We start from the raw sequence: 26,202 nt of genomic DNA, 5'->3' as shown, positions 1-26,202 counted from the left end.
TAGTTATTTGAAAAAGAAAGAAAAATTTATCATGTTAGAATGGATATTAATATAATATTATGAAATGAAATTGTGACAAAAAAAGGACAAATCAATGAAATTTTTAGCAGGGCAAGATTTGGTACTCCAGCAGAAACATACAAGATCTTCTATAGGGATTTTGAAAAAATTATAGAGGTAACTTTGCCAGAGTTCATCAAAGTATCTGAAAACTTTGAAACTATTCCAATTAGCAGAATTGAGAAGATTACAAAAAATAATGAGGTTTTATTTGAAAAATACCGAAAAGAAAATAAAAACAATGAAAAATAATTCTTCAAGTGTCGTTAAATCTTGTAGTGACATGATTAAAGAATTAGAATTTGATTCAGGATTAAAAACTAAAAAATAATTTCAAGTTTTCATAATCCTAGAGAAATCATGTATTATTTTCTTCAGATTCCCCAAATAATACTACCCGTGAGGATCCACAATTATGTTGAATATATTTGGAAAAAAATTTGTTTTAATCTCCTAGTACGGCAGATGAGATGCTTGTAATGTTGAAAGGATTTTTTCTATTATCTTATTATGATCAGATGAAATTTCCGTAGACAATAATATGAGATCTTTATTAAAATAAACTGTAATCCATTTTACACCATCCCTTAACTCTATGGACCATGTTGTTTTGCCGAGTTTCTTGTCAAAGACATGATTCATCTTGGCTTTTAACAGAGCTTGGCGCTGCACTAATTTGGTTTCTTGTAAACTCAGTCTTGGAATCATCTCTTTTTTTCTGTAATATGCTTTTAATCGTCCACATTTACACAATATTCCGACAAATCGTATGTTTGAATCAATATTCAAAACTTTGATACAAAATTGACTTTCAGGCCTAATCTTTTCTAATTTTTGCATTGTGTTTGTTGATTAGAAAAAAAATTAGAATACAAAAAATATTTTTGTTGACAAAATAGTAAAATGTTTATTTAAGATGGTATTTAGTTGTTCCAAATCTATTTGGATTCTGCCTTGATTTTCAGTTTAAATTACAACCGAAAATCTAATCAGTTTTGATACGTTTTAGATTATATGATAAAAAATAACAAATCTAAAATTTTTCTGCTATTGTTTTCAGTTTTACTAATTAACATCGATCAAGTTTACGGAATGTTTAATCAACAAGGACAATGGGTTTGTTCCAATGAAATTGATATAGAACTAAGCTACTATCAGACATATACTGAAAACTTTCAAACTACAATCGATAAGATAACTTTGTCTGATGGTGCTGCTGCGGCACAATCTTATTTTGAATCTGCAATCAAGGAGGAAAAAATAGGTCAAGATTGGCAAAGATCATTGGACTGTGTGACTAAATTAGGAATCGATGACTCAATAATTCCTACAATTGTAATATCTGAAGAAGAGCTACCCCCTAAAGAAGAAAATTTCAGACAACAAACTACAGATGATTTGTATTATGTCGGTGTTGTCATAATGATTGCCATTACCATAATTGGATTTACCTATTTCTACCTCAAATCAAATAAAAATAAAAATTCAAAATACCATGAAAAAAATGATGAATCTCGAAAGGAAAATTCAGAGAATATCGAAATAGAAATCAGAGGAGGAATCGAAAAATGAATCAGGAGAAAATCTGATGCTAGAGAAGGAAAATTCCTCCAATAATCAAGATAGGATTGCTATTAAAATAAAACAAAATTTAGAACCTGTTTTCACTGAACTTTTTTCAGAACTTAATCCCACATTTGAAAACTTGGAAGGAATTCAAGAATTAATGTCATGGTACGATAAAATACAAAACAAAGATGATAACAATGAAGAAAAAATTATCGAGAATATAATCAATGAGTGCATGAAACATTTACCACAAGAATATGGGAATCTTTGCATAGAAAATATCAAAATAGAATGGGGCAAAAAACTGAAAAAAATAGAATCTGAAAAAGGACAAGGAATAACTGCCTATTTTGAAGATGGGACAGAAACTAAAGGGGATTTGCTGATTGGCTGCGATGGAATACATTCCAAGACCCGCACTTTGATGATGCCTGACTTTCCAAGTCCAACATACACAGGAACCGTTCTGGTTGGAGGAATAATTGATGATTTGATGCAGACATCCTTGGCACCAAATACGTACCACATGACATTTGGTAAAAACTTGCACTTTGGAAATCTTTTTGAAAAATTAGGAAGGAAGTTATGGTGGACGTATGTTCCGTATCCTGAAGATTCAGTGAAAAACAGAACCAAAGTATCTTGGGATGAATGGAAGAAAAAATTACTTTTCCTTCTTAAAGATGAACACCTGACAGTAAGAAAATCTATAGAGATGACCAAAGAGACTTTACTGTACCTGCCGATTTACAATATCCCCCATTTGCCTACGTGGCACAAGGGTCATGTGTGCCTTATTGGCGATGCAGCTCATGCAATATCTCCACATGCAGGACAGGGTGCCACGATGGCAATTGAGGATGCAGTAGTCTTGGCAAAATGTTTGAGAGACATATATGACATACAAGATGCATTTTCCAAATACCAACAATTGAGAAAAGACAGGGTAGAGAAGATGATATCTATGGCAAGACGCTCTGGAGGAATGTTCACTACCACAAACCCAATAGGAAAAATAGTTAGAAATGCAATATCGCCTTTCATGATAAAATTAAGTACAAAAGGATTTGATGAAATTTATGGATACAAAGTAGACTGGGATAAAAAAATAAAATGAAGCAAAAATGGAGCTTTGATGACATTCCAGATTTATCCGGAAGAACAATAATTGTGACTGGAGGCAACAGTGGTCTTGGTTTTGAGGCAGTGAAATCTTTTTCAGCAAAAGGATCTCAAACCATTCTTGCCTGTCGTGATGAAGATAGTGGAGAGTCTGCAAAAAAGAAAATACAAGAAGAACATCCAAATGCACAAATCAACATCATGAGTCTTGATTTAGCGGATTTAGAATCAATTCGCTCATTTGCAGCGAAGTTTGATGAGCAACACGACAACCTAGACGTTCTTTTGAATAATGCTGGAATCGTGTGCCCATACAAGAAAACCAAGGATGGGTTTGAAATACAGATGGGCACGAACCACCTAGGACATTTTGCACTCACTGGTTTGTTGTTGAACTGTTTAAAAAACACAAAAGGATCAAGAGTTGTTAATGTAAGTAGTTTGGGACACAAGTTTGGTAAAATGGATTTTGACAACTTTATGTTTGAAAAAGGAAATTATTCCATAATGAAAGCATATGGAAATACAAAACTTTCCAATCTCTTATTCACTTATGAGTTGCAAAGAAGGTTTGAGAAATTTCATGTTGATTGTATTGCAGTTGCAGCACATCCCGGAGTAGCAAAGAGTAACCTGGCAAAGCATGTCAGCAAGAAATTACTGTATAAAATTGGAATGGGAATATCAAATTTAATAATGTCTCAGAGCACTTCAATGGGGGTATTGCCTGAAATAAGAGCCTCAGTTGATCCTCTTGTCAAAGGAGGAGATTATTTTGGACCGGGAGGATTTCAAGAATGGAGAGGACATCCAGTAAAAGTAAAATCCAATGATGCATCATATGATCTGAAAAATGCCAAAGAACTTTGGAATATTTCAGAAAAACTGACAAAAGTTAGATATGACTTTGGATAAGAAAAATGAAAACCAAAAGAATTTTAAAATATTTTGGTATATCTATCGTCATTCTGGTAGGAGGTTTTCTTGCTGCAGGACAAATTGCATATCACAGCGTACCTATGATGGAACCTCCTGGAAAGATCTATTCAGTTGAGGGCACTGACATGCACCTTTATTGTACAGGTCCGGAAAATGATTCTGCTCCAATAATAATTATCATAACGGGGGCAGGAACTCAGAGTCCACTATACTATAATCTTCAGGCGAATTTGTCTGAAACAGTACGTACATGCAGTTATGATCGTGCAGGAACTGGTTGGAGTGAATCAAATGGCAATCCTGCAGATGCCAACAACATGTCTGATGAGTTGTATCGTCTATTACAAATTGCCAAAATTGATGGTCCAATAATCTTGGCAGGACATTCCCTTGGAGGAATTGTAAGCTTGATTTACAGTGCAGAGCATGAGGAGCAAGTTGCGGGAATTGCATTCATCGACTCTAGTCACTACAATCAATATGACTACTTTGGAAAAGAATTCAGTGACGCAGTGTACAAACAAAATGACGACCTGTTGTCAAGTTTCTGGTTGATAGAACTTGTCAGCAAACTTGGAATTGTCAGTCTGACATCTCTTATCTCAGAGGATTCCGAGTCTGAAAGCGACATGAACATACAAGGGATGTATGCTTATTTTGATAGGTGGACTCCGTTATACGCCACAATGAAGTCTGAAATTGTCAGCCTTCAAACTTCTTTTGAACAGGGAAAGGAAGCACACTATTTCAGAGAGGACTTGCCAATAATCTCACTTTCTGCATCTGATCATGATGCATCTTTTTTCCCAAAAACTGGACCATCCGAACAAGAAATTAGAGATGCCATCAAGTCTTTTCACAAGGATTTGGCATCCTTGTCAAGTGATGGCAGACATGTGGTTGTAGAAGGAACAGATCATATGAGTATTATACAAAATGAAAAAACTGCAGAGCACATTCTTAGCTTGATTCCTTTGATTGAAGAAAAATAACAAATTCAAATTTTTAATAACATCTCTTATCCACATATCCTGTACCGTTGCCGAGATTTGAACTCAACAGTAAAAATAACTAATGGTAGATTTCAACAATAATTCTCTTGTCACGGGTTCAAACCTGTTTTGGCCCACGTTTCTGTATGTTTTTGTTTCATCAATTAATTACAAGATTATCTAAATTTTTTAGAATGAATTTGTTTGTGTGTTAAATACTGGAAATAACAACACTAATTGAATTGTTTGAGATCTTTGGACAAAAAGATATTGAAGAGATAATCGAAGTCAACAAACTGATTTGTTCTTATGATCATGAACCAGTCGTGTTAATATGGAAACCCTAAACGCTATTTTTGATAAAGTAAATTCTTTTAATGACATATCAGATAGAAGAACAAGAATAATCAAAAAGGCAACGCATATTCTAGCTGGAATATCTTACAATCAACCATTTATTGAAGGAAATCGTAGAACATCGCATTACCTCGTGAAAAATTTTCTTGGAAGGAATCTATACCAACTAAGATTTTACAATGCCAAAGAAGAGGATCAATTTGCAGATATGCTTAGACGTACTGCGGAGGAAAAATTTGAAGATGATCCTACAATCTATTCAGAAGTTGAAGAATATTTGACTCGTAAAGTTGAAGATATAAAATTTGATTACTTGTAGGCCAGTTTCTCAAATAGCTCTAGATCCTCGTCTATCATCTCTTTTACTTCCTCAACCATTTTAGAGTTCTTTACATCTTTTGGAAGCGGTGGAGATGTTACGGTAGCCATCAAACAATATTCTGCAAATTACTATTTAATTCTTCACCGAGTTTACATTTGAAACTGAATCCAAAATATTTACTGAACTTGTTCTATTTTGACATGTTTTCTATCAATTACAAACTTTATCTTTTCAGGATTTCCACATGGTGTGGACCTGCTATGGTCCGTACCTTCAACATGAAAATTTTTGTAAATTAATAATAAACTAAGCCTATTTTTTTAGAAATTATGGCGTTGATTACGCATGCGTCTTTTTTAATCCTAATTTGGGATATGGACCGGATGGGATTTGAACCCACGACCTTTGCGGGAATTGATTCCTTACGCAGTGTGAGTGCGTCATCCAAACCAAACTAGACGACCGGTCCAACAACTTTACAATAACACGAGTTTTTTTGTCTTTAGATTGGGATATTGCACAATTACCTCTGCCTTTTCTAATCAGTTTATTCAGAGATTCTATGACATTGCATGAGTTTGACGCGTTAATTGACCGCATGAAACTGGTCTTTGAGTATGCTGAGAACTTGGGCCAGTATGTGGATGCTGCCAAAGTCCTCTATCAAATGAATGAGCAGCTTCCTGATGACTTGCAGTTGACCTTGGATGAACTTGAGGAATCTGATGCTGCAAAGTCATTTGTAATGCAATACAAATCTGATATGAAAATCGCAATATCTGAATACCGTGAAAGGTTGATGGTTTTTTAGAATTTAGAAATAATACTGCTAACTGCTACTTCTTTACGCCGAGATTTCTGTTCTTTAATCTCAGGTATGGGTTTCTGCATTTTCTGCATCTAGTAGCACCAACATCGTTTCTTGCTCCACAATTAAAACAAATTCTCATTACAAGACGTGCCTGCTGTGCAATTCGCTTCTTTTCTGGATCTGTTATTGGCATTTCATTCTATCTCCTCAGTCGCTCTCTTTTATTCTAATCGGATTTTTCCATCTTTCCTGCTAGCAGTACTGGCACTTCAATTGGTCTTTTGGCTACTGGAACGTTTGCCTTGTTGAACATTGATACCTTTGATTCAGCTGAACCATAAGTTCCCATGACTATGGCTCCTGCATGGCCCATTCTCTTCTCTTTTGGTGCTGCCCTTCCTGCAATGTATGCTACAGTTGGCTTGTTAAATCCACTATCGATAATTCTCTGAGCTAAAATCTCTTCAGAGTCTCCTCCTATCTCTCCTACTACTACTAGTCCTTCAAGGTCTGGAATGTCTTTTACCATCTCAAATGCGTCAATCAGTCTTGTTCCGTTGATTGGGTCTCCTCCAATTCCGATTGTGATTGATTGGCCAAAGCCTGCATTTGTTAGTGCATCTGATATTTCATACAACAAGGTTCCGCTCTTTGAGAGGACTGCAATCTTTCCTGCCTTAAATGGAGTTGGTGGCATGATTCCTACCTTGATTAGTTCTGGAATCATGATTCCTGGAGTGTTTGGGCCGATGATTACTGCGTCTTTTTGTTTTGCTAATTCTAATGCTTCCATTGTATCTCTGATTGGAACATGTTCTGGTATTGCAACTAGCAGCTTGATTCCTGCCTCTAGTGCATCTTTTGCTGCACCTAGGAAGAACTTTGCTGGAACGTAAACAATTGAAATTTTTGCACCGGTTGCATCTACTGCCTCTTTCATGGTGTTGTAGATTGGCACTTTATCGTCAAATTTCTGACCACCTTTTCCTGGGGTGACTCCTGCAACAACGTTGGTGCCGTATGCCATCATGTTTCTTGCATGAAGGGAACCATATGCTCCTGTAATTCCCTGAACAATCACTCCTTTTTTCTCATAGTCTGGATCTTCGGGTTTTCCTTTGAGTAATCCAAAAATGTCAGTCAATTCTTAACCTCCATTACAGCTGCATTAATTGCTTCTTCTACAGAATCATATATTTTTGTTCTAGAGCCTTGCAACATCTCTTTTGCTTTTTCTGACTCTGTTCCTTTGAGTCTTGAAAAGACCGGCAAGTCAATCAGGTTGTCCTCGTATGCTTTTAGGAATGCCTCTGCAACTACTGTTGTCTTTACGATTCCTCCATAAAGGTTTACTAAAATTCCCTTTACTCTGTCAATCTTGCTAATTAGTGTCAATGCCTCATAAACTGATTCGGTTGTTGCACCGCCCCCGACATCTAAGAAACATGCAGGCTTTCCGCCATTGTCTGATAACATATCAAGTGTTGACATTACCAAACCTGCTCCGTTTCCGACTACTGCAATGTCTCCGTCTAGTTCAACTAGCGAGAATCCACTTTTTTCTGCACGTTCTTCAATCTCTGATTTTTCTTGGTACTTTTGCAACTCTTCATGTCTAAAGTTACTGTTGTCATCTGTGACAAACTTTCCATCAAGTGCCATTATTGTGTCATCTTGCATGATTGCAAGTGGATTGATTTCTGCTAGTTCTGCTTCTTTTTCTATTGTAAGTTTTGATAATTTCTTTAACGTATCAACAAAGCCGTCTGCTGTAATTCCTTCAAGGCCCATCTCTTTTGCAACCTCTTTTGCAACCTCGTCTGAGACATCTCCTAGTCCTACTTCTTTGATTATCTGGTTTTTCACTGATTCAATTTCAACTCCACCTTCAGCTGAGGCAATAATTGTATAACATCTCTTTGAGCGGTTCAAAAACAATGACAGATACAACTCTTTTTTGATGTCTGCCATCTTTTCAAGCAAAATCGCTCTTGCTTTCTCGCCTTTAATTGTCAAGTCCATCACTTGTGGATATTTTATCTCAAATTCGTCATCATTTTGACATTTTTGAATTCCTCCTGCCTTTCCTCTTCCTCCGACCGGTACCTGGATTTTAATCACAAATGGATATCCTAATTCCTTTGCATGGACTCTTCCTTCTTCGATATTTGTTGATGATTTGCTGTCAAGTAGGTTTATTCCGTACTCTCTGAACAACTCCTTTGCTTGAAACTCTAGTAAACGCATGTAGAATTCATGAATTTTATGTTCTTTATTAACTATGATGCTATTTTAGCTGCTCTTCTAGAAAATCAATCATCTGCAAAAAGCGATCTTTGCTTTTTCTTAGCAATTCTTCTGGATATTCTTCTATTTTGAATACGAATTGTTGGTGAAAGCTTGGAACTAGGATTCCACCTGATGTGACCATTTGTTCGATGATGTATCCTTTGGTTAGCGTGCAGACAATCTCCTCATATGATTCGTCTTCTTCTTCCAGTGTCTGTCTGTATAGTACGATGGGTCTGTTTGTCTTTGTGACAATGTCTGATCCCTTTTGTAATAGATCTGTCAAGTGTTGAATCTGCCATGCATCCAGACTAATCTGCTTAACCACATGTTTACTATGTGATTTTTCTATTTAACCGTGATAAAACAAACCATCTTCACTATTTGTCGTCAATAATGTCACACTAAATTCAAAGCTCAGAAATAAAGAAAGAAAATGATTTGGCATTATGCCATATCTAGTGCTCTTGAATGTTTATGTGTGTGTGGTCTCTCACCGGAATATTTTCTTCTCATGTGTCCTGATGGTCTTCCATAGATTAATTCTAAGAACCATGACTCATGTTCGATCTCTTCAGCTAGGATGTCTTTTGCAATATCGTATGTTGCAGGATCTTTTCCTAACGTCATCTTGCAGATTTTATTCCAGTTGACAATAGCACCTTGTTCTGCCTTGAGGCATTTTTCTAGGATTGCCATATGATCTGTTGGGTTTGGTGGTAACTGCAGAAATTCACATCCAGATATTTTGATAAATTCTGTTGCATCATTTGGAAGAGCACCTCCAAGCTGGTAGATTCTCTCAATACATGATTCAAAGTGACTAAGGTCTTCTAGTCTTGCATCTTCGATAATTCCTTTTAGTCCCTCGCCTTCCATTCCTGTACAATGTGCTCTGAGGTTGGTAAAGTAGTAGTATGCTGTAAATTCTACTGCTGCATTTTTTATCAGCTCTTTTACCAGTTCATCAACATCAAGGCCGTTTTGTTTTAGGACATTGATTCCAACAACATTTGGACTTGTCGACTCGGACATTTTCTTGTAAAGTCACCTGTTGCAATAAAAATATTGCATTTATAATTGAAAAATAAATTTGTGAGATGATAGTATTGGATCAAAGTATTGTTTTATCTTTTAAAAATAAAGTGATGTGAATTAGCATCATCATTATCTAATATGATGCAGGTGTTGCATTTCCTGAAATGTATTTTATGTCCTGATCTGCTGAAATTTCCTCAATCATGTCAACGTTCATTTGACCTACTGCAGTCAATCCATGCAGACTTGGCTGTATTGGGAATCCGTATTTTGCTCTAATCTTTTCTTGTTTTTTTAATGGGTCTACTCCTGATTTGTAGTCTATGTGCAACTCAACTCTTGGATTTACGTCTGGCAGCCTTCTCTCAAGATACATTATCTTTACCAGCAGATTAACATCCATGTTTGAGATAGTCTTTCCAATTGATGACAGGAACTGATCATATTGAATCTCTACTTGTGACATGAACATGTATGTCTGAAAAATTTATTTAAAGACTAAGACTGCAACGCAATGCATTTTTGATTTCTTTTTTTGCCAAACGTCTTTGTGTTTATTTATTATTTTGACGTAATGACTTTGCAAGAGTGTTGATGATTTTAGCATCTGTGCCATCTCATCAATATTCTTGTAAATGTAGTTTTTAATTAAATTCTAAACTGACATTGAACTTGCCTTCTTGATAGCTTGCATTAACAGAGTTTAGCTTGCTTTTGTAATAAAACGACTTTTTGCCATCTGGCGTAATTTGAAACGTTATTTGCAGCAAGTCATACTCTTCAAGCTTGTGCAGTTTTCTGTAGATTGTACTGATTTCTGTATTCAGTTCCTTACTTATCTGCACAGCTGATCTTGGTTCAGAACTGATAACATTGATGATTTCTCTTGTACACTGATCAGAGATTAGTCTTAGTATGTCTCCTTGCTCTCTTTGTTGATACTTTTCTTGTATCATTTCTTGAACAAGGTAAGCTTCCACAGATTAAAGCAGTATGACTGCAATGCACTATACTTTTTGCAAAATTTTTGGTTTTGATGATATGCAATAATGTTTAACATTGGATTTTGCTGCATGAAATTTTTTTTCTGATATAATTTTTCATCAAAATCATTTACATTTTTTTAAAATTTTTTTATTTTTGTTTTTATTTTTTATGAGAATTCCAGATTTGCACTATTCGAAATCGTCTCTGAGTTTAAACCTCCAACACGTCAAACAGAGATATGGCACAGATGCCCGCATTAATCCCAAAAGAAGTTGAGATTCAGAGACTAAAGAAAATCTGGCTCATCGTTATTGCTATGGGGTCAACTGCAGCATCAGTCGAAGTAGATAACTTCGTTGATGGTTCTCTACACCAAACTTCTATCAGAGACAGTGCATTTACACCAGCACACTGGTGGCTGTATTCCCACTTTGTTGCATTACCACTTGGATGGGGAGCAGCAGCAATCTATGATAGAAAAGTACCAGTTCTCAGAGGTCCAAATAACTCAATGAACACTGGTTTGAAGATGACTATTCTTGGTTACCTTGCAACCATGTTTACAATTGGAGTCAATGAGATGTGGCACTTCTGGTTTGTAGAGGAAATCTTTGCAGTACCAAATCACTGGATGTTTAACATGGGTGTTGTAGTAGCATTCATGGGTGCACTTGCATACGTAGTCAGAGTATATGCTAGACTCGTAGAATTAGGTGCAGAGACTCCTGGTGAGAATCCATATGTTGCAGAAATGTACAAGATGGCCCTAGAAGGCAAATTGTACAGTAGAGCAATCCCATAGACAAGAAAACAAAATTGTGCAAAAGCACATTTTTTTATCTTTTATTTTTACTAGTTTACAATAATTCTATTCTATGCCGATTCTAATTTTTTGGCCGTCAATGTCGTCTTCCTTGTATTCCTTGCATGTATTCTCAAAGTTAATCTCTTTGACTCTGACCAAAAATACCAATTCTTCTTTTCTCTCATCAATCATATTTTGTGATTCCTCATCCAAATCCAAAACTGATGCAACATTTAGCACGTCAGTAGGGTTGTATCCTCTCTCTTTTCTTAGGGTCTGAATTCTTCTTGCAACGTCTTTTACCAGTCCCTTTGCAGTCATCTCTCTGTTTCGTGTGGTGGAAACAAAAACAACATATCTGTCTCTTTTTGCCATTGCAAAATTTTCATTCTCTTCAAAGTCTATAACAAAGTCTTTTCCATCCAAGAGAATCTTTTGGCCATCAATCTCAAATGTGTAACCGTTGTCTTTTTGCAGTGATGAAATGATTTGTTCCGGATTGGTTTGACCAAAGTTTGAAACAAGTTTTCCCATGTGCTGTTTTGCTTTGGGACCTATCTTCTTTCTCTCCAACTCTACTTTTGGTTTTACCGGCATTTCTGAGTCTTGCAGCTCTATTAGTTGCTCCAAACCCTCTTCTTTTTCAGTTTCAGTTATGGTAAATTTCTCAACGTTGAGCTGTGACTGTAATAATTCAGACAATGACTCTAGCTTGTTTTTTTGTCCCTTCTTTACGCATATTTTTGCTTCATTTAGAGGCCATCTCCTCTTGAGCTTGCCTTTCATTCTTGCAGCCGAAGAAACAGAGACAACGTCTTTCATGATATCAAAGGACTCTTCAATTTCCTCACTTACAAAAGAGTCTTGGGGTGTTGGCCATTTGTCAAGCAGTATGCTTTGATGTTCTTCAAAGACTGTCTGGTAAAGATATTCACTGGTAAATGGACAGAACGGATGAATCAAAATGTCTAGTTTTTTCAAAACTTCTTGCAAAACAGCATAGATTGCAAGTCTCCTGTTTTTCTTTGCGTCATCTTCATCCCACAATTCTCCTCTAGTAATTGGGATGTAAATCTGGCTTAGGTTGTTGATTATGTAATCATCAATTGCTTTTGCTGCTTCATGGAATTTGCATGATTGATTTCTCTCAGTTATTTTTTGAATCAACTTTTGCAGTTTTGATAAAAGCCAGATGTCAGGTGATTTCAACAGGTCTGATTTTTTTGCCCACTCTACGGTGTTTGATTTATCAAATTTGTCAAACTCGCTGTTCTGTTTAAAGTACAAGTGAAGATTAAACAACGTGTTGATTACCTGGTATGGTCTTGACATCAATTCTTCAGTGCTAAAGCTTAGGGGCTCAATTGGACTTGCTTTCCACATAAAATAAAATCTGACTAGATCAACAGGGTACTTTTCTAATATCTCAGAGCCCTCCAAGATGTTTCCTTTGCTTTTGCTCATCTTGCCTCCTTTCTCATCTAATACGTGTCCTTGAAACAGAAATGATTTGTAAGGCGGTGTCGGACCATTGTTTAAAATCACATTCTCAATTAGCAGGGTATATGCCCAACCTCTGGTCTGATCAATTCCCTCTGTAAAGAACGGTGCTGGTATCTCATCTTTGTACTCTTCATCAGTTAGTGACGAGTAGGGTGCAGATCCACTGTTGTGCCATGTGTCTAAAACGTATTCTTCTCTTTTTGTATTGTAACTGCTGCAGTCTTTGCACTTTATGGAAATGTTGTCTATCCATGGTCTGTGCAGTTCAAATTCAGGACCGTCTGGAAGGTCTTTTGCAGCATCGATTATTTCTTTCCTGGAGAAAAACCAACTCTTCTTTCCACAATCACTGCAATCCCATACTGGCAATGGACAACCCCAAACTCTCTCCCTTGAGATACACCATGGGTGCCTCTCCTTGATTATTCCCAGAAACCTGTTTTTTGGCTGATCAAAAAAGTACTCCACACTGTCAGCAGCATCAATTGCTTTGTTATCTAGCCTTTCTAATTTGTAAAACCATCCCTTTCTTGCAAGCCATACAATTGGATGGTGTGACCTCCAACAAAGTGGATACTTGTGTTTTATTTTTCCAATCTTTACTAATGCGCCTGCCTCTTTTAGATCCTCCACAATTTGTCTGTCTGCATCTCTGACAAACAGTCCTTCGTATTTTCCTGCAAGCTTGGTAAACTTTACCTCGTCATCAATCGGGCTGAAAATCTTGACTTTTCTTTTGTTTGCAATTTTGATATCTTCTTCTCCGTTTGCAGGAGATAAGTGAACCAGACCGCTGCCGGTGCTTGCATCCACAAAACTCTCAGATACTGCAACATGGAAATTCTCTGCCTTTGAATGCTCTTTTAATTCTGGAATTGCATCAAGCAATGGATGAATGTATTTTTTGCCTTCAAAATATGATCCTTTCTCTGTTTTTTTAATTTTATAATCTTCAATTTTTACTTCCTTCATGAATTCTTCTAATCTTGTTTTTCCTACGACCCAAGTTTGGCCTTCCACATCAACGTAGACATAGTCTTCATCTGGCTGCAGTCCTACCATTGCATCTGTGACAAGTGTAAACGGCATTGTGGTCCATACCACCAAATATGCATCCTCATCGACTAGTTTTACCTTATAGTATAATGATGGGTCTTTGACTTCCTCATATCCTTGGTTTACTTCGGCATGACTAAGTGATGTCTGGCAACTTGGACAATAGGCAATTACTGTAAAATCCTCTTCTAAAATTCCGTTCTCGTGGGCCTTGCGGAGAATCTGCCATTCTCTTTCAATAAACTCATCTCTAAATGTCCAATAGGCCTTTTCATGATCAAATGACATTCCAAGCAGGTCGTCTACCTCAAGCCATGTCTTGTTGTATTTCTGAACAACTTTCTTGCATTCTGAAACAATTCTCTCAATTCCAAATTGCTTGATTGCTTCTGTTTTTCCTCCGGTTACTCCAAGCTCTTTTTCAACTTGCAACTCTACTGGAAGCCCTTGAGTATCCCAGCCGCCGTTAAACTCTATCTTTTTTCCTTGTAATGTGTTGAATCTATACCACAAATCTTTGATTACTCGTCCTCTCAGGTGCCCTGCATGAGGAATTCCGTTCATTGTTGGTGGGCCCTCGATAAATCTTATCTTTTCTGGCTTGTCTGATGCAAAGATCTCTTTTTTCAAATCAATTGATTTGACATACTCTCTTACCTGAGATTCGATTTCTTTTGCGTCAAATTTTGCAGAAAGTTCCATCTGGCTTTTGGTATATTGGTGACATTATAAAGCTAAATTGGCAAATCAAGATTTGGATTATATAATTGGCAAAAAAATAATTTTCATTGGTAAATGTTCTTGTTGTAGGTTCTGGAGGAAGAGAGCATGCGTTGTCATGGAAGCTAAGTCAGAGCCCCCATGTTGATGTTGTTTACACTGCCCCTGGAAATGGCGGAACACAAAACAATGTGCCACTAACTGTCAATGATCTTGATGGTCTGGCAAAGTTTGCAAAAGAAAACAACTGCTTTACGGTAGTGGGACCTGAGGACCCCCTGGCAGGAGGAATAGTTGATAAATTCAATGAACTCCATCTGAAGATTTTTGGACCCTCAAGACAGGCAGCGCAGCTTGAATCAAGCAAAATTTGGGCAAAACAGTTTATGAAACGAAACGATATCCAGACTGCAAGATTTGAGATATTTGATAATGCCCAAAAGGCACAAGATTATGTAAATTCACTTGATTATGATGTAGTGGTAAAAGCAGATGGTTTGGCAGCTGGCAAGGGTGTGATTGTTTGTAACGGAAAACAAGAAGCACTTGATGCAATTCAAACAATCCTGATCAAGAAGACTTTTGGTGATGCTGGAAATCGAATAATAATTGAAGAGCGAATTGACGGAATTGAGGCCTCATACATTGCACTCTCTGATGGAACCGTTGCAATTCCTATGGCTTCTAGCCAAGATCACAAAAGAATCTTCGAAGATGATAAAGGCCCAAACACCGGAGGAATGGGTGCGTATTCTCCTACTCCAATTGTTGATGAAGAGTTGACAAAAAAAATTCAGGAAAAAATTATTGATAAAACAATTCAATCTATGAAAAAAGAAGGAATCACATTCAAAGGATTTCTTTATGCTGGAATAATGATAAAAGATAACGAACCATACGTGCTTGAATATAATGTGAGAATGGGTGATCCAGAATGTCAACCTATTACTGCCAGAATGGATTTTGATTTGTATGATTATCTGACTGCAAGTGCAGAGGGAAACCTTTCTTCATTGCCTCCAATCTCCTGGAAAAAACAATCTGCAGTTTGTGTTGTTTTGGCATCTGAAGGATACCCACAATCATATCCAAAAGATGAAGCAATCACGGGACTGGACTCTAACTTTGAAAACGGTTTTGTATTTCACGCAGGAACAAAAAAGCAAGATGGAAAAATTCTTTCAAATGGCGGACGTGTACTGGGAGTCGTTGCGTTAGGAGACTCGTTGGATTCTGCGATAAAAAACGCATATTCTGCAGCTGAGAAAATTTCATGGCCTCACAAGTATTGCAGAAAAGATATTGGCAAAAAAGGCCTTTCTTATTTGTGAGTTTTAGTTACTCTGTCTTCAGATACTATCCAGTCAATTGGCACATCATGTTCTGATCTGGGAATTTTTTTTACAATTTGTTTTTCCATTACAAGTGAGACTGTCACTGTTTTATGTTGGGCCAAAAATTTGTCATAGAACCCATGCCCGTATCCTAGCCTGACTCCGTCTACTGAAATCCCTACTGTCGGCACCAGCAGCATGTCTAATTCATTGTCTTTTTCACAGTTGTCTTTGGGCTCCATTATGTCAAAATTTCCTTTCTCTAGGCTTGCAAAGTCTTTGATCTTTCTAAACTCCATTTCTTGGCCTATTGTCTTGGGCAAAAATACCTCTTTTCCACTACTGAGCATTTCTTGTATTATCTCGTTTGTCTGCACTTCGTTTCCTATTGAATAGTATGCGCCAATTTTTTGTGCATCTCTGAATTCCTTTATTTTTTTTAATTTCTTCTGAATTTTTTCGCTTGCAATATTAAGAAAATCTGAGGATGTGTTTTCTCTTTTTTGTAATAATAGGTTCCTCAATGATTTTTTTTCTGGATTATCTTCCAATTTGACTACTCAATGATGCTGCAGTTATTGTGTTTTTTAACAGCATTGCTACTGTCATGGGGCCCACTCCTCCTGGAACTGGTGTTGCAAAAGATGCTTTTTGAATAATCCCTTCATAGTCTGCATCTCCTACTAGTTTTTCATTGAATCTGGATATTGCAACATCAATAACAATAGAGTCTTCTTTTATCATGTCTGCAGTTAAAGTGAATTTTGTTCTGTCGCCTACTGCAGTAATTATAATGTCTGCTTCTTTGCATAACTCTTTTAGGTTCTTTGTTTTAGAATGGCACGTCATCACAGTTGCATTTTTTTCTAACAGTAAATGGTATAGTGGCTTTCCTACAAGATTGCTTCTGTTTATCAGTACGACATTTTTACCTTCAAGATCAATACCATGATACTCAAACATCTCCATTACTCCTGATGGCGTACATGCAACAAGTATTGCCTTTTTCATTGCAAGAAGACCCGCATTGTGTGGCGTGAGTCCGTCCACATCTTTTAATGGAGATATTCTTGATGTTGTTGCAAATTCGTCTAAATGATCAGGCAATGGAAGTTGAACCAAAATGCCGTGCACTGAAGGGTCTGAATTTAACTCATCAATTATCTTGTTTAGTTCAATCTGTGTAATGTCTGCACCAATCTTGTGGTCTTTTGTTGCAATTCCCACCTCTTCGCATGCTTTGTGCTTGTTTCTGACATATGTGGCAGATGCTGGATTATCGCCAATTAGGATTGTGGCCAAGCATGGATTGATTCCTTGTGATTTTAATTCCTCTGCTGCCTTTTTGACCCTGTCTTTGACTGACTGTGCAATGACCTTTCCGTCAATTTTGGTGCCTGCCATGACGTTTTGGCACTCTGTAGATATTTAATTCTTGGACTTTGAAATGGAAATCTTAGAAAAGAAATTAAATGGCATAAGTTGTGGCTCTACTATGTTTGTAATGATGGCAGATATTCAACTCAAAGAAGGAGCTGAGGAAGGTTTCAAAGAGTGGTTTTCTGAATCCAACAGAGTTTTAGAAAGTTTTCCAGGATTTATTTCCAGAAAATTCCTCAAATCTGCAGATGGAAGTTTCAGAATATTAGTAGAACATGAAAGCAAAGAAACCTTCATCAAAATGCATCAGAGTCCTGAACATGAGAAAATTCATCCAAAGGGACATTCCTTTATGAGTGCAGATCCTGTAAGAAAAACATTCACCGTAGCTGCTGAATAAATTGAAGCAAGAATTTGATGTTTCCTCATATGTAGGAAAAATCAAGAAAAGCAGTTCTTCTTATTTTTACACTTTTATCAACAAGGAAAGCTTGGCTGCAGGTGTTTTGTATCTTGAACCTGGACAAGAAGATACTCAAGAACCTCATGAGAATGATGAGATATACTATGTCATATCAGGTGATGGATTTCTAAACATCAACAACAAGGATTATGGGGTATCACAAGACAAGGTCTTTTTTGTTGGAAAAGATGTTCCGCATCACTTTCATGGAAACAAAGAGGCTCTCAAAGTTTTGTATTTTTTTGGTGGACCTGATACTGACTAGACACTGATTATTGTTTTTCTGCCCTGAACCTTGATTTTGTCTTGTGCAAATAAACTGACTGCTTTAGGATAGATCTTGTGTTCTTCTTTTAGAATGCGTTTTGATAGCGATTCCTCTGTGTCGTCTTCTTTGATTTTAACTACTGCTTGGATTATTATTGGACCTGTATCCATCCCTGCATTTACAAAATGAACTGTACATCCTGAATATTTTGAGCCATACTCTAATGCTTGTCTTTGTGAATCTAATCCTGGAAATGATGGTAAAAGTGCTGGATGGATATTGATGATTCTGTTTTTGTATTTTTTTACAAACTCTGGGCTGATAATACGCATGAATCCTGCAAGGCAAACAAGCCCATTTTTTTGGGAAACTCCGTGCTTTTTTAGGACCCTTATGATCTCTTGATCGTAATCCCATCTTGTGCCTTTGAATCCCTTGCTTTCAACAACCTCTGTTTTGACTCCTAATTTCTCTGCAATTTTAAGTCCTTTGGCATCTGGTCTATTTGAGATCACTATTGATGGTGTGATGGGTATCTTTTTTTTTGCAATTGCTTTTAGGATAGATTCCATGTTGCTGCCTCTGCCTGAAATCAATATCCCGAGATTCTTCATTTGGTTGATTTTACATTAATTCTGCAATTAATGTGTGTGGTTTAACAATGATCCTCATCGTACAAGTTTTGTTCACGATTCCTAAATTCAATAAAAAAAGTAATTGTGTTTTTTATCCAATTATAATTTTTGATCTAACTTTATTTTCTTCTTCTTCGATGTGATCTTGTCAAAACAAAATTGATCTAAGGTTCGTCTCTGACAAACTTTTAGTTTATATCAAATCTGATATTTTTCATCTCTGTTGTCAAGAAAAGTCAGAATGACCAAGAATGGTATTTTGTGTAACGTAAATGAAAAACTTGTTTATCTGGATCCAAAAAACACTGATTCTTCAGGGATTAATTTTGTATCTCATGCACACTCTGATCACTTGCCCTCAAAAAATGGCGGCACTATCCTGTCCTCAATTGAAACAAATGAAATTGCAAATCTTAGGGGGTTTAAAATGGAAAATCATGTTGAATCAGTTGATGATTTCACTCTGATTGATAGCGGACACATTCTAGGATCTAAAGGACTTCTTTTTGATGATATTTTCTATACTGGTGATATTTGCACTAGGGATAGGGGTTTTCTCAAAGGTGCCAAAGTTCCCAAATGCAAAGTCTTGATTACTGAAACCACTTTTGGATTGCCTGAATTTAGATTTCCATCAATCGATGTTATTCAAAAGCAGGTAAATGAGTTAATCTCTGAACTTTATGGAAAGGGAATTCCCGTCATACTGATGGGTTACCAGCTAGGCAAAGCTCAAACCATTACTCAGTTTTTTGGCCATTGGGGACCGTTATATTTTCATGACTCTGTAAAAGACATGAACTCACTTCACCAAAAATTTGGCATGTCCCTTGCAAACGGAATGGGTCATTCTGAGGCTGAAAAGAAAGGACTGTTGGCAAAAAAACCCTGGGTGATGGTATCTCCAATGATGTCAAGCAAAAATAAATTCATTCAAGAGATGAAATCAAAATATGGTGCCGTCACAATCGGATTTAGTGGATGGGCGCAATCATCACGATTTAGTTTTGGAAGGCGTACTGACTATTCTATACCGATGAGTGATCACTGTGATTTTAATGAACTTGTAGACATGGTTTTACAATCTGAAGCTGAACAAGTCTATACGATTCATGGTTTTGTTGAAGAGTTTGCAGAACATCTGCGAAAAATGGGTATTAGTGCACAACCTCTGTTGGAAAATTCACTTGATGATTTTACTTAGTAAATTTTGAACACTTGCAATCTGTAACCAAACACGTTTCTGAGTTTCTAATATGATCATGTGAAAAATGTTTACACTCTTTATTTTTGCAAATCCTTCTTTGAGCTTCCTTTTGCACTACTGCTTGAGCAATTAGGTTTGCCTTGTCTTTGGTGTATCCTTTTTTGTCTATGTAATAATGGACAATTCTATTGTACAAAATGTCTGGGTTGAATTGCTTTTCTAACAAGGGAATGTCTGGTTAAAATACGTCTTTATCGTATTAAAACACATGCAACAGAGAAGCATGCTATTGTTTGAGAATTCGATTAAATCCGAATCAACCAGAAAGACTTACCTTTATCATCTCAACAATTTCATGAAGTTCTACCACGTCAAGGATTATGATTTTCTGACTGGGATTGCAGCTGAAAAGATGATTTCATAAGGCCACAAAGTTTACTGCGGATTTGTGTCCTGTGACCAGTACAGTCATAGTTGATCAAGACGACCTGCAACCATACGACATGTATGGTAGGCTGCTTGGAAAGGTATCCTGCCAAGACAAAATACTAAATTCTGAATTGTTAGATACCGTACATGCAAATATTCTTGTACAATACTGCCCGACAAGTGAGTTTGCAGATGAATCATGGGCACAAAAGTATGGGTGCCAGTAACATCTACAGGTTTATGAATGCATAAAACTTGAGGCTTTTACCATGGCAATAAAAAATAAAAAACTTGAGCAGTTCATGAAAGAGCTAGTCTTGCAACTCACCGACAAGTATGTTGATGAAATAGTCTCATTTGTCATGTTTGGTTCTGCAACCACTGGGGAATGGATACGTGGGAAGTCAGACATTGACTGTATTGTAATAATAAAAAACAAAAAACTCTCAAAAGAAATTGAAAAATATCTGATGAGTCTTTTGTTGGATCTTGATGCAAAATACGACCTGAAATTATCTGAGACATGCACATCATACAAAAAGACGGACAACATTGCATTGGATCTAATTTTTAAAACCGAAAACAAGATGATGTTTGGCCAGCCATTTTACGTGGTGTCCCAAGATCAGATAGACCTAAAGGGATTCAAGATAAGAAAAGACCTCAAAATCGAGATTGGCACAAGAACCATTGCATCCCTTGGACTGTTCTTGCAGAGAATAAAAAATACCGGAGTCATACTATATGGAAAAGACATCAGAAAAGAGATTCCAAAAACAGTTCCCACTATCGAGAAAATAAAGGCATCATTTAATGCCATGCTGCTTTTGATGATGAGTTTTGTACTATTTCCATTCAGTCCAAAATCTGCTTTTTCTCATGCAGTCAAAGCAAATTTTTGGGCTTGCGATGACGTACTTTTTGCATTAGACAAACCTCTGTCAACTAGTACTCAAGAAATCAGAGACATATGTACAATTTTTGGAAAATCCGATATAGACGTTGAGCATCTATACCAGTCACTAGAATACAAAAAGACAAAAGAAGACGCCAAAATAAACAGGAAATATGTTTTAGGATATGTGTTAAAGAGTACCAAGTTTGTTTATGGCTTGTACGGGCTTGCAATTCAAAAAATGTTGAAACGATAGGAATCACCCAAACCAGATTCTGCCTAACGACACTAACAAAGAAGAGGAAAAGCATTTTTTCTACCGCTAGGGCAAAAGACGTCTTTGTGATCTTCAAAAGATCAGTTACGTGGAGACATAATCCTAAACGATTTCCACATCTGAAAATCGAATATGGGAGACGTTTCGGCGTTTTTATACAGGAATGCATCCTGTCATTTAATGAATAAGAAAATAGTATTTCCATCCATACTTGGAATGGCAATCCTGTTGACCGTGGCAATGGCAGCTCCTGCAGATTTTGGGCAAACTGCGGATGCTGCAACATCGAAAGGGAACGCTCTCCCAGAAGTCGGTTCGAAAAAAGTCTGCGGTGACCGACTTTGCTCTGAAATTCCTCCAGAAGAGAGAAAAATCATGACAAAGAGCAAAACAATAACAGCAACTACTCCATCAAATAACATTGAATCCCTCTTTGAGAGAATGGATTCTGTTCACAGGAAGCATCAATCAGAAATGATGCAGATGTGGAAATCCATGACCCCTCAAGAGCAATCAAAAATGTTCCAAAACATGGAGCAGATGATTAGCAAAATGGAATCAATGAAGACAGATGAGCACATGCAGATGATGAAAAATATGACGCAGGACAAATCCCACATGGAACATGACCCGCAAAAAATGAAAGACACTATGATGAAAAAGGAACCCGTCTATAACGAGACACTAAACCCAAGACAGGTTGAATATCCAAACATTCTTGGATTCAATGACCTCCACATACATGCAATCAGACATCTTGATGTAGACAAGTCACATGGTACTTCAGATGATCTTTTACAGACAATAGTTCATCATCACTGTAAAGTTTATGATGACAATACTGCAACATGTTTACTCTTCCCTTATGGAATGACTGATCAAGACAAACCATATGGAATAGAATATGTCATAACAACTGATCAATACAACGAGCTTTCTGAAGAAGAAAAACAATATTGGCACTACCACAAGACAGAATTTCCAAGAGCACAAGCTACATTTCCCGAACTCACAACTGAAGAGTTAGCAGAATTACAACCCATTCTTGATGAGACCTATGGAAAAGTAGTTTACTTTTGGAACTATGGCGATACGTATCCAATAGGTGAACCATACACCTTGATTGTTCAGGATATTCCTGATCAATAATTTTTTTCTTTTTTTGGTGAATCTGAAATGAAAACAAGCAGTTCTTCTTCTTTTGATACGATTTCCACATCTGAAAACCGTTAATGGAAAATATCTTTTGCTTTATTATTCTAATTTGACTCAATCTTATCACTATGAGAAAAATCAACACAATAAGGCATCTTAAAGAGAATAATATGACTTACAAGGATCATTGGTGGAGAGATATGTCTATGAGTGTGGCATTATTTATCCATGCTTGGATACCATCCTTGTTTCCAACCTATGCCTCAGAAAGATGAATAAGAATCATTCATGACTGCATCCTTTGGATACGAAAAATGGCAACCAATTTTGCAGCGCAACCATATCCGTAAATAATTTAGTTACTTATCTGCCCTTTTGAACAGATTTTTTCAAAAAATCTTCAATAAAATGAAAAGAAAAAAGATGAAAATTTAGTTGTTATTCCACTTTGACTTTGGTAGTCCTTGGTTGAGGAGTCGGTTTTTCCTTTGGCAGTTCTATTGTCAGTATTCCATTGTTCAGCTTTGCATTGACATTTTCTGGTTTTACTCTGCCGGGAAGGGACATTCTCCTGCGAATTGATACTTCGCTATGCTCTTTTCTGATATACTTTTTCTTCTTTTCCTCGTCTGATTCCTTGTGCTCAGCTGAGATGTCTATATAATCATCTCCTACGTCAAGATTGATCTCATCTTTCTTTATCCTTGGCATGTCAGCAGTGATCACAAACTTGTCTCCCTCATCCACTAGGTCGCATGCCGTAGTAGATGGCTCAAACATGTGCTGAATGGATTTTGCAGGTGCAAAAGACGGAGTAAAGACGTGTTCAAAGTCTCTTTTGAAGTTGTCAAAGACTCTGTCTAGCTCATCAAATCTAGAACGCCAAAAAGGCACCACTTCTCTTTTTTCACTATTGTTGTTGTTTTCGTTTTTATCTGCCATTGGAGCCAGTATGTCCAAAAAGAAATTTTTACCTTATGTAGATTATCAATTATGGTTTTCAGAAACAGTATTGTTTGAAAAACCATAATTGGAAAATGTCTGTGTTGTTTTTATTTTATGAGTAATAGTGTATGATAGTAGTGATAAGGAATTATACAAATGATTGTGACATCAAGTGCAGCTTAAAAAGTTGTAATACATTTCCTACGATAACAGATTCTGAAAGGGGGGAGGTTTTTTGTGGGAATTGCGGGACTGTTTTGTTGGAAAAAATCTCCGAACTAACTCATGAAAACAATCGCAATAACCAGGAAGAATTTATGAAGTTAACAAGAACTGGCCCAGCCACTTCACTTACAATGCATGATAGAGGCCTGTCAACTACAATAGGAATCAACAAAGATGCTACAGGAAAGGCATTACCAAGTAAAACAAAATATGAATTTAATCGATTGCGAGCATGGGATCAAAGAAGCAAGTCAAGAAGTACGTTCGCACTAAGTAAGGCGTTTACTCTGATGAACGCAATGAAGGGAAAACTAGTAATTCCGGAGAACATAGTAGAGGCTGCAGCACATACCTATAGAAAGGTAGTAAATGCAAAGATAACAAGAGGACGGACTATTGCTTCCCTGGTTTCAGCTTCTCTGTATGCAGCTTGCAGGGAAAACAATATTCCAAGAACATTAGAGGACATTGCAAAAGCAGGAAATGTTGAAAAAAGCATAATTTCACGTGATTTTAGGACCATTGTCAAAAAACTGGAGTTAAATGTCACCCAATACAATACGACATCATTTATTTCAAAGATTTCAAATGACATGAAGCTAAAAGAAAAAACAAAACGAGATGCATTTGATATTTTAAAAAGATGTGAGAAAGAAAACATGACTGCAGGCAAGCATCCTGTCGCATTGGCTGCTGCATCACTGCGAATTGCATGCACAATTAATGGCGAAAAAGTTAGTCAGAGAAAAATTTCAATGGCATCGGGAATTAGTGACGTTACCATAAGAAACAGATCCGCATTGATCAGAAAAATGCTAAAAATAAACATATAGAGACAACTCTAAAAAAAATGCAGGTTCTCAAAAATTAATGAACTAAGGAATTCAGAGCAAATCCTATCAAGTATGCTATTAACGCAGCACCACCCCCAATAATTGCTGTAAAAGCCCCAGAGGTGATCTTTGGTTTTTTAACGATTTTTCCTTTGATGGCTCCAACCATGAAAAATGCCGACAACACAAACACAATCGAATATACAAATGCATCAGAGTTTGATTCAATTCCCATTGCGATAAACCCCATGAAAGGAATTAGCGGAATCAGTCCAGTTAGATTAAACCCAACAAATGTACTAATTGAGCCATCTATTGGGCGTTTATCGTTTTCTATCAATCCCAATTCTTCTTTCATCATAGTATCAACCCAGACTTTTCGTCTAGATGTAATTGTTCGGACTATCTCTTCAAGCAGTTCTTTTTTGAATCCTTTCTCTCGGTAGATTTCTCGTATCTCCTCTTTTTCCTCTTCTACTTTGTTTTCAATTTCCCATTCTTCTTGCTTTCTTTTCATTTCTATGAACTCATTTCGTGCTTTGGACGATTGGTAATTTGATACAGCCATTGAAAACCCATCTGCAAATAAATTGGCAAAACCTAAAATCAAAATTATTCCCGGCGAGAGACCTGCGCCAACAACTCCTGCAACAATGGCAAAAGTGGTGACAGCACCATCAATAGAGCCATAAACAAAATCCTCAAAGTGCCATTTCATGGTTTTGCGTAATCTATTTGAAATTTAAAAGACAATAGTGATTATCAGTTTCAATTATCACTTGTTGGGCAAGACACGTTTCTTCTATGTTATATAACCCACAAGATATTGCTCATAGGATACTATGATTTTGTAGATAAGTCTACGGATTCAGAATCCATCTACGTATCTCTTGGCTGTTCATAATCCTTTTTTGTTATCAACTCGTCAAACCCCTCATCACTGACGGGTCTTTCAAGTTGTTTGAGCTGCTTGTATATTGCAGAAAGTGGGAATGGGTCACGTCTGCCCCGTTGTCTCTTCTCAAGTATTGGCGTGGAGGTGTTCATGAATATGCCTCTTACTTTGGCATCGTATCTCTTTGCAAGATCTATGTGCTGTTTTCGTATGGCTATAGTCAGGTTTGTGTCATCAACTACAATGCTTTGTCCTTCCTTTAGGCATTTTTCTATGTCTTCGAGTTCCTCTTTCCTGTTGTTATCGTAATGTGACAAGGAGATGCGTTGATGGTTAAAGTTTGATTTTACATAAGTGGTCTTTCCGCTTAGCGCTACACCAATCATTATGACATATTCTAATTGGGACATGACGCTTTTTGATCAATATCACTTAATTTTCTTATGGGTTTTTTCGTGCAACAAGACTTTTTTAAAATCACCGTCCCATGAGTTCCACTTGAAATTACAGTATTTGCAATGGTATGTCATTTTCTTTATTGCTGGATTTCCTGATTTAAAGACAAGGCATAATTTTCAAGAAAGATATTGGCTTTTTTATCCAGCAAATATTCAAGGAAGATTTGTTTTTTCTAATTTGATATTGGTTGGCTTTCATTCTGACCAATGTGGTACATCATAGAAATTTTCAG

The 26,202-nt window shown here is 36.7% G+C and carries 30 protein-coding genes, 1 tRNA gene and 1 pseudogene; 16 read left to right on the top strand and 16 right to left on the bottom strand.

Going from position 1 to position 26,202, the window contains the following annotated elements; translation table 11 throughout:
• Window positions 1-72: 72 nt before the first annotated feature.
• A complete protein-coding gene (locus tag ACOQN3_RS07490; RefSeq protein WP_420545852.1) occupies window positions 73-312 on the top strand; it encodes a DUF504 domain-containing protein in 240 nt (79 codons plus the stop codon).
• A gap of 201 nt (window positions 313-513) precedes the next feature.
• On the opposite strand, the gene ACOQN3_RS07485 is transcribed toward ACOQN3_RS07490, so the two are convergent.
• A complete protein-coding gene (locus tag ACOQN3_RS07485; protein WP_420545851.1) occupies window positions 514-900 on the bottom strand; it encodes a hypothetical protein in 387 nt (128 codons plus the stop codon).
• A 174-nt stretch (window positions 901-1,074) separates the two neighbouring features.
• On the opposite strand from ACOQN3_RS07485, the gene ACOQN3_RS07480 reads away from it, so the two are divergent.
• The 5 genes from ACOQN3_RS07480 (at window position 1,075) to ACOQN3_RS07460 (ending at window position 5,358) form a co-directional block, all read left to right on the top strand.
• The gene (locus tag ACOQN3_RS07480; protein ID WP_420545850.1) at window positions 1,075-1,632 is read left to right on the top strand and encodes a hypothetical protein; all 558 of its coding nucleotides are present in this window, start codon (window positions 1,075-1,077) and stop codon (window positions 1,630-1,632) included.
• 16 nt (window positions 1,633-1,648) lie between these two features.
• Window positions 1,649-2,746 carry an FAD-dependent oxidoreductase gene (locus ACOQN3_RS07475; protein WP_420545849.1) on the top strand — a complete coding sequence of 366 codons (1,098 nt, stop codon included), beginning with the start codon at window positions 1,649-1,651 and terminating at the stop codon, window positions 2,744-2,746.
• Window positions 2,743-3,666: an oxidoreductase gene (locus ACOQN3_RS07470; RefSeq protein WP_420545848.1), complete on the top strand. Its 924-nt coding sequence runs from the start codon at window positions 2,743-2,745 to the stop codon at window positions 3,664-3,666. The genes ACOQN3_RS07475 and ACOQN3_RS07470 overlap by 4 nt, the downstream gene beginning before the upstream one ends.
• A 5-nt stretch (window positions 3,667-3,671) precedes the next feature.
• On the top strand, window positions 3,672-4,682 hold the full coding sequence (locus tag ACOQN3_RS07465) for an alpha/beta fold hydrolase (protein WP_420545847.1): 1,011 nt from the start codon (window positions 3,672-3,674) through the stop codon (window positions 4,680-4,682).
• 334 nt (window positions 4,683-5,016) lie between these two features.
• Window positions 5,017-5,358: a Fic family protein gene (locus ACOQN3_RS07460; protein ID WP_420545846.1), complete on the top strand. Its 342-nt coding sequence runs from the start codon at window positions 5,017-5,019 to the stop codon at window positions 5,356-5,358.
• 378 nt (window positions 5,359-5,736) lie between these two features.
• On the opposite strand, the gene ACOQN3_RS07455 is transcribed toward ACOQN3_RS07460, so the two are convergent.
• A tRNA-Val gene (locus ACOQN3_RS07455) sits at window positions 5,737-5,830 on the bottom strand.
• A 93-nt stretch (window positions 5,831-5,923) separates the two neighbouring features.
• On the opposite strand from ACOQN3_RS07455, the gene ACOQN3_RS07450 reads away from it, so the two are divergent.
• Window positions 5,924-6,172 (top strand): hypothetical protein, encoded by a 249-nt coding sequence (locus tag ACOQN3_RS07450; protein ID WP_420545845.1) that lies wholly within the window; start codon window positions 5,924-5,926, stop codon window positions 6,170-6,172.
• Between the two features lie 25 nt (window positions 6,173-6,197).
• On the opposite strand, the gene ACOQN3_RS07445 is transcribed toward ACOQN3_RS07450, so the two are convergent.
• The 7 genes from ACOQN3_RS07445 to ACOQN3_RS07415 form a co-directional block, all read right to left on the bottom strand.
• Entirely contained in the window at window positions 6,198-6,365 is a 168-nt protein-coding gene (locus tag ACOQN3_RS07445; protein WP_012215508.1) for a 50S ribosomal protein L40e, read from the bottom strand.
• 33 nt (window positions 6,366-6,398) lie between these two features.
• Complete coding sequence (locus ACOQN3_RS07440; protein ID WP_420545844.1) at window positions 6,399-7,316, bottom strand: succinate--CoA ligase subunit alpha; 918 nt, start codon at window positions 7,314-7,316, stop codon at window positions 6,399-6,401.
• The gene (locus ACOQN3_RS07435) at window positions 7,313-8,419 is read right to left on the bottom strand and encodes a succinate--CoA ligase subunit beta (protein WP_420545843.1); all 1,107 of its coding nucleotides are present in this window, start codon (window positions 8,417-8,419) and stop codon (window positions 7,313-7,315) included. Before ACOQN3_RS07435 ends, ACOQN3_RS07440 begins: the two co-directional genes overlap by 4 nt.
• A gap of 40 nt (window positions 8,420-8,459) precedes the next feature.
• On the bottom strand, window positions 8,460-8,789 hold the full coding sequence (locus ACOQN3_RS07430) for a hypothetical protein (RefSeq protein WP_420545842.1): 330 nt from the start codon (window positions 8,787-8,789) through the stop codon (window positions 8,460-8,462).
• A gap of 119 nt (window positions 8,790-8,908) precedes the next feature.
• Window positions 8,909-9,496 (bottom strand): DNA protection during starvation protein, encoded by a 588-nt coding sequence (gene dps / locus ACOQN3_RS07425; RefSeq protein ID WP_420545841.1) that lies wholly within the window; start codon window positions 9,494-9,496, stop codon window positions 8,909-8,911.
• A gap of 136 nt (window positions 9,497-9,632) precedes the next feature.
• On the bottom strand, window positions 9,633-9,965 hold the full coding sequence (locus ACOQN3_RS07420) for a hypothetical protein (RefSeq protein WP_420545840.1): 333 nt from the start codon (window positions 9,963-9,965) through the stop codon (window positions 9,633-9,635).
• Window positions 9,966-10,143: 178 nt separating this feature from the next.
• Complete coding sequence (locus ACOQN3_RS07415; protein WP_420545839.1) at window positions 10,144-10,455, bottom strand: ArsR/SmtB family transcription factor; 312 nt, start codon at window positions 10,453-10,455, stop codon at window positions 10,144-10,146.
• A gap of 269 nt (window positions 10,456-10,724) precedes the next feature.
• On the opposite strand from ACOQN3_RS07415, the gene ACOQN3_RS07410 reads away from it, so the two are divergent.
• Window positions 10,725-11,288: a methane monooxygenase/ammonia monooxygenase subunit C gene (locus tag ACOQN3_RS07410; protein WP_299291478.1), complete on the top strand. Its 564-nt coding sequence runs from the start codon at window positions 10,725-10,727 to the stop codon at window positions 11,286-11,288.
• 66 nt (window positions 11,289-11,354) lie between these two features.
• Here ACOQN3_RS07410 and ileS read toward each other — a convergent pair whose 3' ends face one another.
• Window positions 11,355-14,552, bottom strand: a complete 3,198-nt coding sequence (gene ileS / locus ACOQN3_RS07405; RefSeq protein ID WP_420545838.1) for an isoleucine--tRNA ligase — start codon at window positions 14,550-14,552, stop codon at window positions 11,355-11,357.
• Between the two features lie 86 nt (window positions 14,553-14,638).
• On the opposite strand from ileS, the gene purD reads away from it, so the two are divergent.
• On the top strand, window positions 14,639-15,901 hold the full coding sequence (gene purD, locus ACOQN3_RS07400) for a phosphoribosylamine--glycine ligase (protein ID WP_420545837.1): 1,263 nt from the start codon (window positions 14,639-14,641) through the stop codon (window positions 15,899-15,901).
• Here the strand turns inward: purD and ACOQN3_RS07395 are convergent.
• Both ACOQN3_RS07395 and ACOQN3_RS07390 read right to left on the bottom strand, forming a co-directional pair.
• A complete protein-coding gene (locus ACOQN3_RS07395; RefSeq protein WP_420545836.1) occupies window positions 15,892-16,455 on the bottom strand; it encodes a 5-formyltetrahydrofolate cyclo-ligase in 564 nt (187 codons plus the stop codon). The genes purD and ACOQN3_RS07395 overlap by 10 nt on opposite strands.
• The gene (locus ACOQN3_RS07390) at window positions 16,445-17,308 is read right to left on the bottom strand and encodes a bifunctional 5,10-methylenetetrahydrofolate dehydrogenase/5,10-methenyltetrahydrofolate cyclohydrolase (protein WP_420545835.1); all 864 of its coding nucleotides are present in this window, start codon (window positions 17,306-17,308) and stop codon (window positions 16,445-16,447) included. Before ACOQN3_RS07390 ends, ACOQN3_RS07395 begins: the two co-directional genes overlap by 11 nt.
• A gap of 31 nt (window positions 17,309-17,339) precedes the next feature.
• Here ACOQN3_RS07390 and ACOQN3_RS07385 point away from each other — a divergent pair, with 31 nt between their 5' ends.
• Together ACOQN3_RS07385 and ACOQN3_RS07380 are read left to right on the top strand one after the other, a co-directional pair.
• Complete coding sequence (locus tag ACOQN3_RS07385) at window positions 17,340-17,684, top strand: antibiotic biosynthesis monooxygenase family protein (RefSeq protein WP_420545834.1); 345 nt, start codon at window positions 17,340-17,342, stop codon at window positions 17,682-17,684.
• Between the two features lies 1 nt (window position 17,685).
• A complete protein-coding gene (locus tag ACOQN3_RS07380) occupies window positions 17,686-18,012 on the top strand; it encodes a cupin domain-containing protein (RefSeq protein ID WP_420545833.1) in 327 nt (108 codons plus the stop codon).
• On the opposite strand, the gene purN is transcribed toward ACOQN3_RS07380, so the two are convergent.
• Complete coding sequence (purN, locus tag ACOQN3_RS07375) at window positions 18,009-18,629, bottom strand: phosphoribosylglycinamide formyltransferase (RefSeq protein WP_420545832.1); 621 nt, start codon at window positions 18,627-18,629, stop codon at window positions 18,009-18,011. The genes ACOQN3_RS07380 and purN overlap by 4 nt on opposite strands.
• A gap of 262 nt (window positions 18,630-18,891) precedes the next feature.
• Here purN and ACOQN3_RS07370 point away from each other — a divergent pair, with 262 nt between their 5' ends.
• The 4 genes and pseudogenes from ACOQN3_RS07370 to ACOQN3_RS07355 all read left to right on the top strand — a co-directional run bounded on the left by ACOQN3_RS07370 (window position 18,892) and on the right by ACOQN3_RS07355 (window position 22,607).
• On the top strand, window positions 18,892-19,854 hold the full coding sequence (locus ACOQN3_RS07370) for an exonuclease (RefSeq protein ID WP_420545831.1): 963 nt from the start codon (window positions 18,892-18,894) through the stop codon (window positions 19,852-19,854).
• 437 nt (window positions 19,855-20,291) lie between these two features.
• Window positions 20,292-20,513: pseudogene (locus ACOQN3_RS07365) on the top strand (hypothetical protein); the annotation flags it as partial.
• A 42-nt stretch (window positions 20,514-20,555) separates the two neighbouring features.
• On the top strand, window positions 20,556-21,437 hold the full coding sequence (locus tag ACOQN3_RS07360) for a nucleotidyltransferase domain-containing protein (RefSeq protein WP_420545830.1): 882 nt from the start codon (window positions 20,556-20,558) through the stop codon (window positions 21,435-21,437).
• Between the two features lie 201 nt (window positions 21,438-21,638).
• On the top strand, window positions 21,639-22,607 hold the full coding sequence (locus tag ACOQN3_RS07355) for a DUF1264 domain-containing protein (protein WP_420545829.1): 969 nt from the start codon (window positions 21,639-21,641) through the stop codon (window positions 22,605-22,607).
• Between the two features lie 444 nt (window positions 22,608-23,051).
• On the opposite strand, the gene ACOQN3_RS07350 is transcribed toward ACOQN3_RS07355, so the two are convergent.
• The gene (locus ACOQN3_RS07350; RefSeq protein WP_420545828.1) at window positions 23,052-23,555 is read right to left on the bottom strand and encodes an Hsp20/alpha crystallin family protein; all 504 of its coding nucleotides are present in this window, start codon (window positions 23,553-23,555) and stop codon (window positions 23,052-23,054) included.
• 140 nt (window positions 23,556-23,695) lie between these two features.
• Between ACOQN3_RS07350 and ACOQN3_RS07345 the strand changes: the two genes are divergently transcribed.
• On the top strand, window positions 23,696-24,616 hold the full coding sequence (locus tag ACOQN3_RS07345; protein ID WP_420546613.1) for a transcription initiation factor IIB: 921 nt from the start codon (window positions 23,696-23,698) through the stop codon (window positions 24,614-24,616).
• Between the two features lie 34 nt (window positions 24,617-24,650).
• Here the strand turns inward: ACOQN3_RS07345 and ACOQN3_RS07340 are convergent, their stop codons facing one another.
• Window positions 24,651-25,334, bottom strand: coding sequence for a VIT1/CCC1 transporter family protein (locus ACOQN3_RS07340; RefSeq protein WP_420545827.1), 684 nt, complete (start codon window positions 25,332-25,334; stop codon window positions 24,651-24,653).
• A 161-nt stretch (window positions 25,335-25,495) separates the two neighbouring features.
• On the bottom strand, window positions 25,496-25,921 hold the full coding sequence (locus ACOQN3_RS07335) for an AAA family ATPase (protein WP_420545826.1): 426 nt from the start codon (window positions 25,919-25,921) through the stop codon (window positions 25,496-25,498).
• Window positions 25,922-26,202: the final 281 nt, after the last annotated feature.

Source organism: Candidatus Nitrosopumilus sp. (assembly GCF_965223225.1).
Lineage (GTDB): Archaea > Thermoproteota > Nitrososphaeria > Nitrososphaerales > Nitrosopumilaceae > Nitrosopumilus.
The sequence above is the reverse complement of the archived record's forward strand: the minus strand, read 5'-3'. Positions and strand labels throughout refer to the sequence as shown.

Excerpts from the sequence above, each read along its gene's own strand:
- ACOQN3_RS07360 (WP_420545830.1), top strand. The coding sequence starts at position 20,556 with ATGGCAATAAAAAATAAAAAACTTGAGCAGTTCATGAAAGAGCTAGTC.
- ACOQN3_RS07415 (WP_420545839.1), bottom strand. The coding sequence starts at position 10,455 with ATGATACAAGAAAAGTATCAACAAAGAGAGCAAGGAGACATACTAAGA.
- ACOQN3_RS07475 (WP_420545849.1), top strand. The coding sequence starts at position 1,649 with ATGCTAGAGAAGGAAAATTCCTCCAATAATCAAGATAGGATTGCTATT.
- ACOQN3_RS07450 (WP_420545845.1), top strand. The coding sequence starts at position 5,924 with ATGACATTGCATGAGTTTGACGCGTTAATTGACCGCATGAAACTGGTC.
- ACOQN3_RS07355 (WP_420545829.1), top strand. The coding sequence starts at position 21,639 with ATGAATAAGAAAATAGTATTTCCATCCATACTTGGAATGGCAATCCTG.
- ACOQN3_RS07350 (WP_420545828.1), bottom strand. The coding sequence starts at position 23,555 with ATGGCAGATAAAAACGAAAACAACAACAATAGTGAAAAAAGAGAAGTG.
- ACOQN3_RS07445 (WP_012215508.1), bottom strand. The coding sequence starts at position 6,365 with ATGCCAATAACAGATCCAGAAAAGAAGCGAATTGCACAGCAGGCACGT.
- ACOQN3_RS07435 (WP_420545843.1), bottom strand. The coding sequence starts at position 8,419 with ATGCGTTTACTAGAGTTTCAAGCAAAGGAGTTGTTCAGAGAGTACGGA.
- purN (WP_420545832.1), bottom strand. The coding sequence starts at position 18,629 with ATGAAGAATCTCGGGATATTGATTTCAGGCAGAGGCAGCAACATGGAA.
- ACOQN3_RS07420 (WP_420545840.1), bottom strand. The coding sequence starts at position 9,965 with ATGTCACAAGTAGAGATTCAATATGATCAGTTCCTGTCATCAATTGGA.
- dps (WP_420545841.1), bottom strand. The coding sequence starts at position 9,496 with ATGTCCGAGTCGACAAGTCCAAATGTTGTTGGAATCAATGTCCTAAAA.
- ACOQN3_RS07410 (WP_299291478.1), top strand. The coding sequence starts at position 10,725 with ATGGCACAGATGCCCGCATTAATCCCAAAAGAAGTTGAGATTCAGAGA.
- ACOQN3_RS07390 (WP_420545835.1), bottom strand. The coding sequence starts at position 17,308 with ATGGCAGGCACCAAAATTGACGGAAAGGTCATTGCACAGTCAGTCAAA.
- ACOQN3_RS07340 (WP_420545827.1), bottom strand. The coding sequence starts at position 25,334 with ATGAAATGGCACTTTGAGGATTTTGTTTATGGCTCTATTGATGGTGCT.
- ACOQN3_RS07370 (WP_420545831.1), top strand. The coding sequence starts at position 18,892 with ATGACCAAGAATGGTATTTTGTGTAACGTAAATGAAAAACTTGTTTAT.
- ACOQN3_RS07335 (WP_420545826.1), bottom strand. The coding sequence starts at position 25,921 with ATGTCCCAATTAGAATATGTCATAATGATTGGTGTAGCGCTAAGCGGA.
- ileS (WP_420545838.1), bottom strand. The coding sequence starts at position 14,552 with ATGGAACTTTCTGCAAAATTTGACGCAAAAGAAATCGAATCTCAGGTA.
- ACOQN3_RS07460 (WP_420545846.1), top strand. The coding sequence starts at position 5,017 with ATGGAAACCCTAAACGCTATTTTTGATAAAGTAAATTCTTTTAATGAC.
- ACOQN3_RS07465 (WP_420545847.1), top strand. The coding sequence starts at position 3,672 with ATGAAAACCAAAAGAATTTTAAAATATTTTGGTATATCTATCGTCATT.
- ACOQN3_RS07480 (WP_420545850.1), top strand. The coding sequence starts at position 1,075 with ATGATAAAAAATAACAAATCTAAAATTTTTCTGCTATTGTTTTCAGTT.
- ACOQN3_RS07485 (WP_420545851.1), bottom strand. The coding sequence starts at position 900 with ATGCAAAAATTAGAAAAGATTAGGCCTGAAAGTCAATTTTGTATCAAA.
- ACOQN3_RS07470 (WP_420545848.1), top strand. The coding sequence starts at position 2,743 with ATGAAGCAAAAATGGAGCTTTGATGACATTCCAGATTTATCCGGAAGA.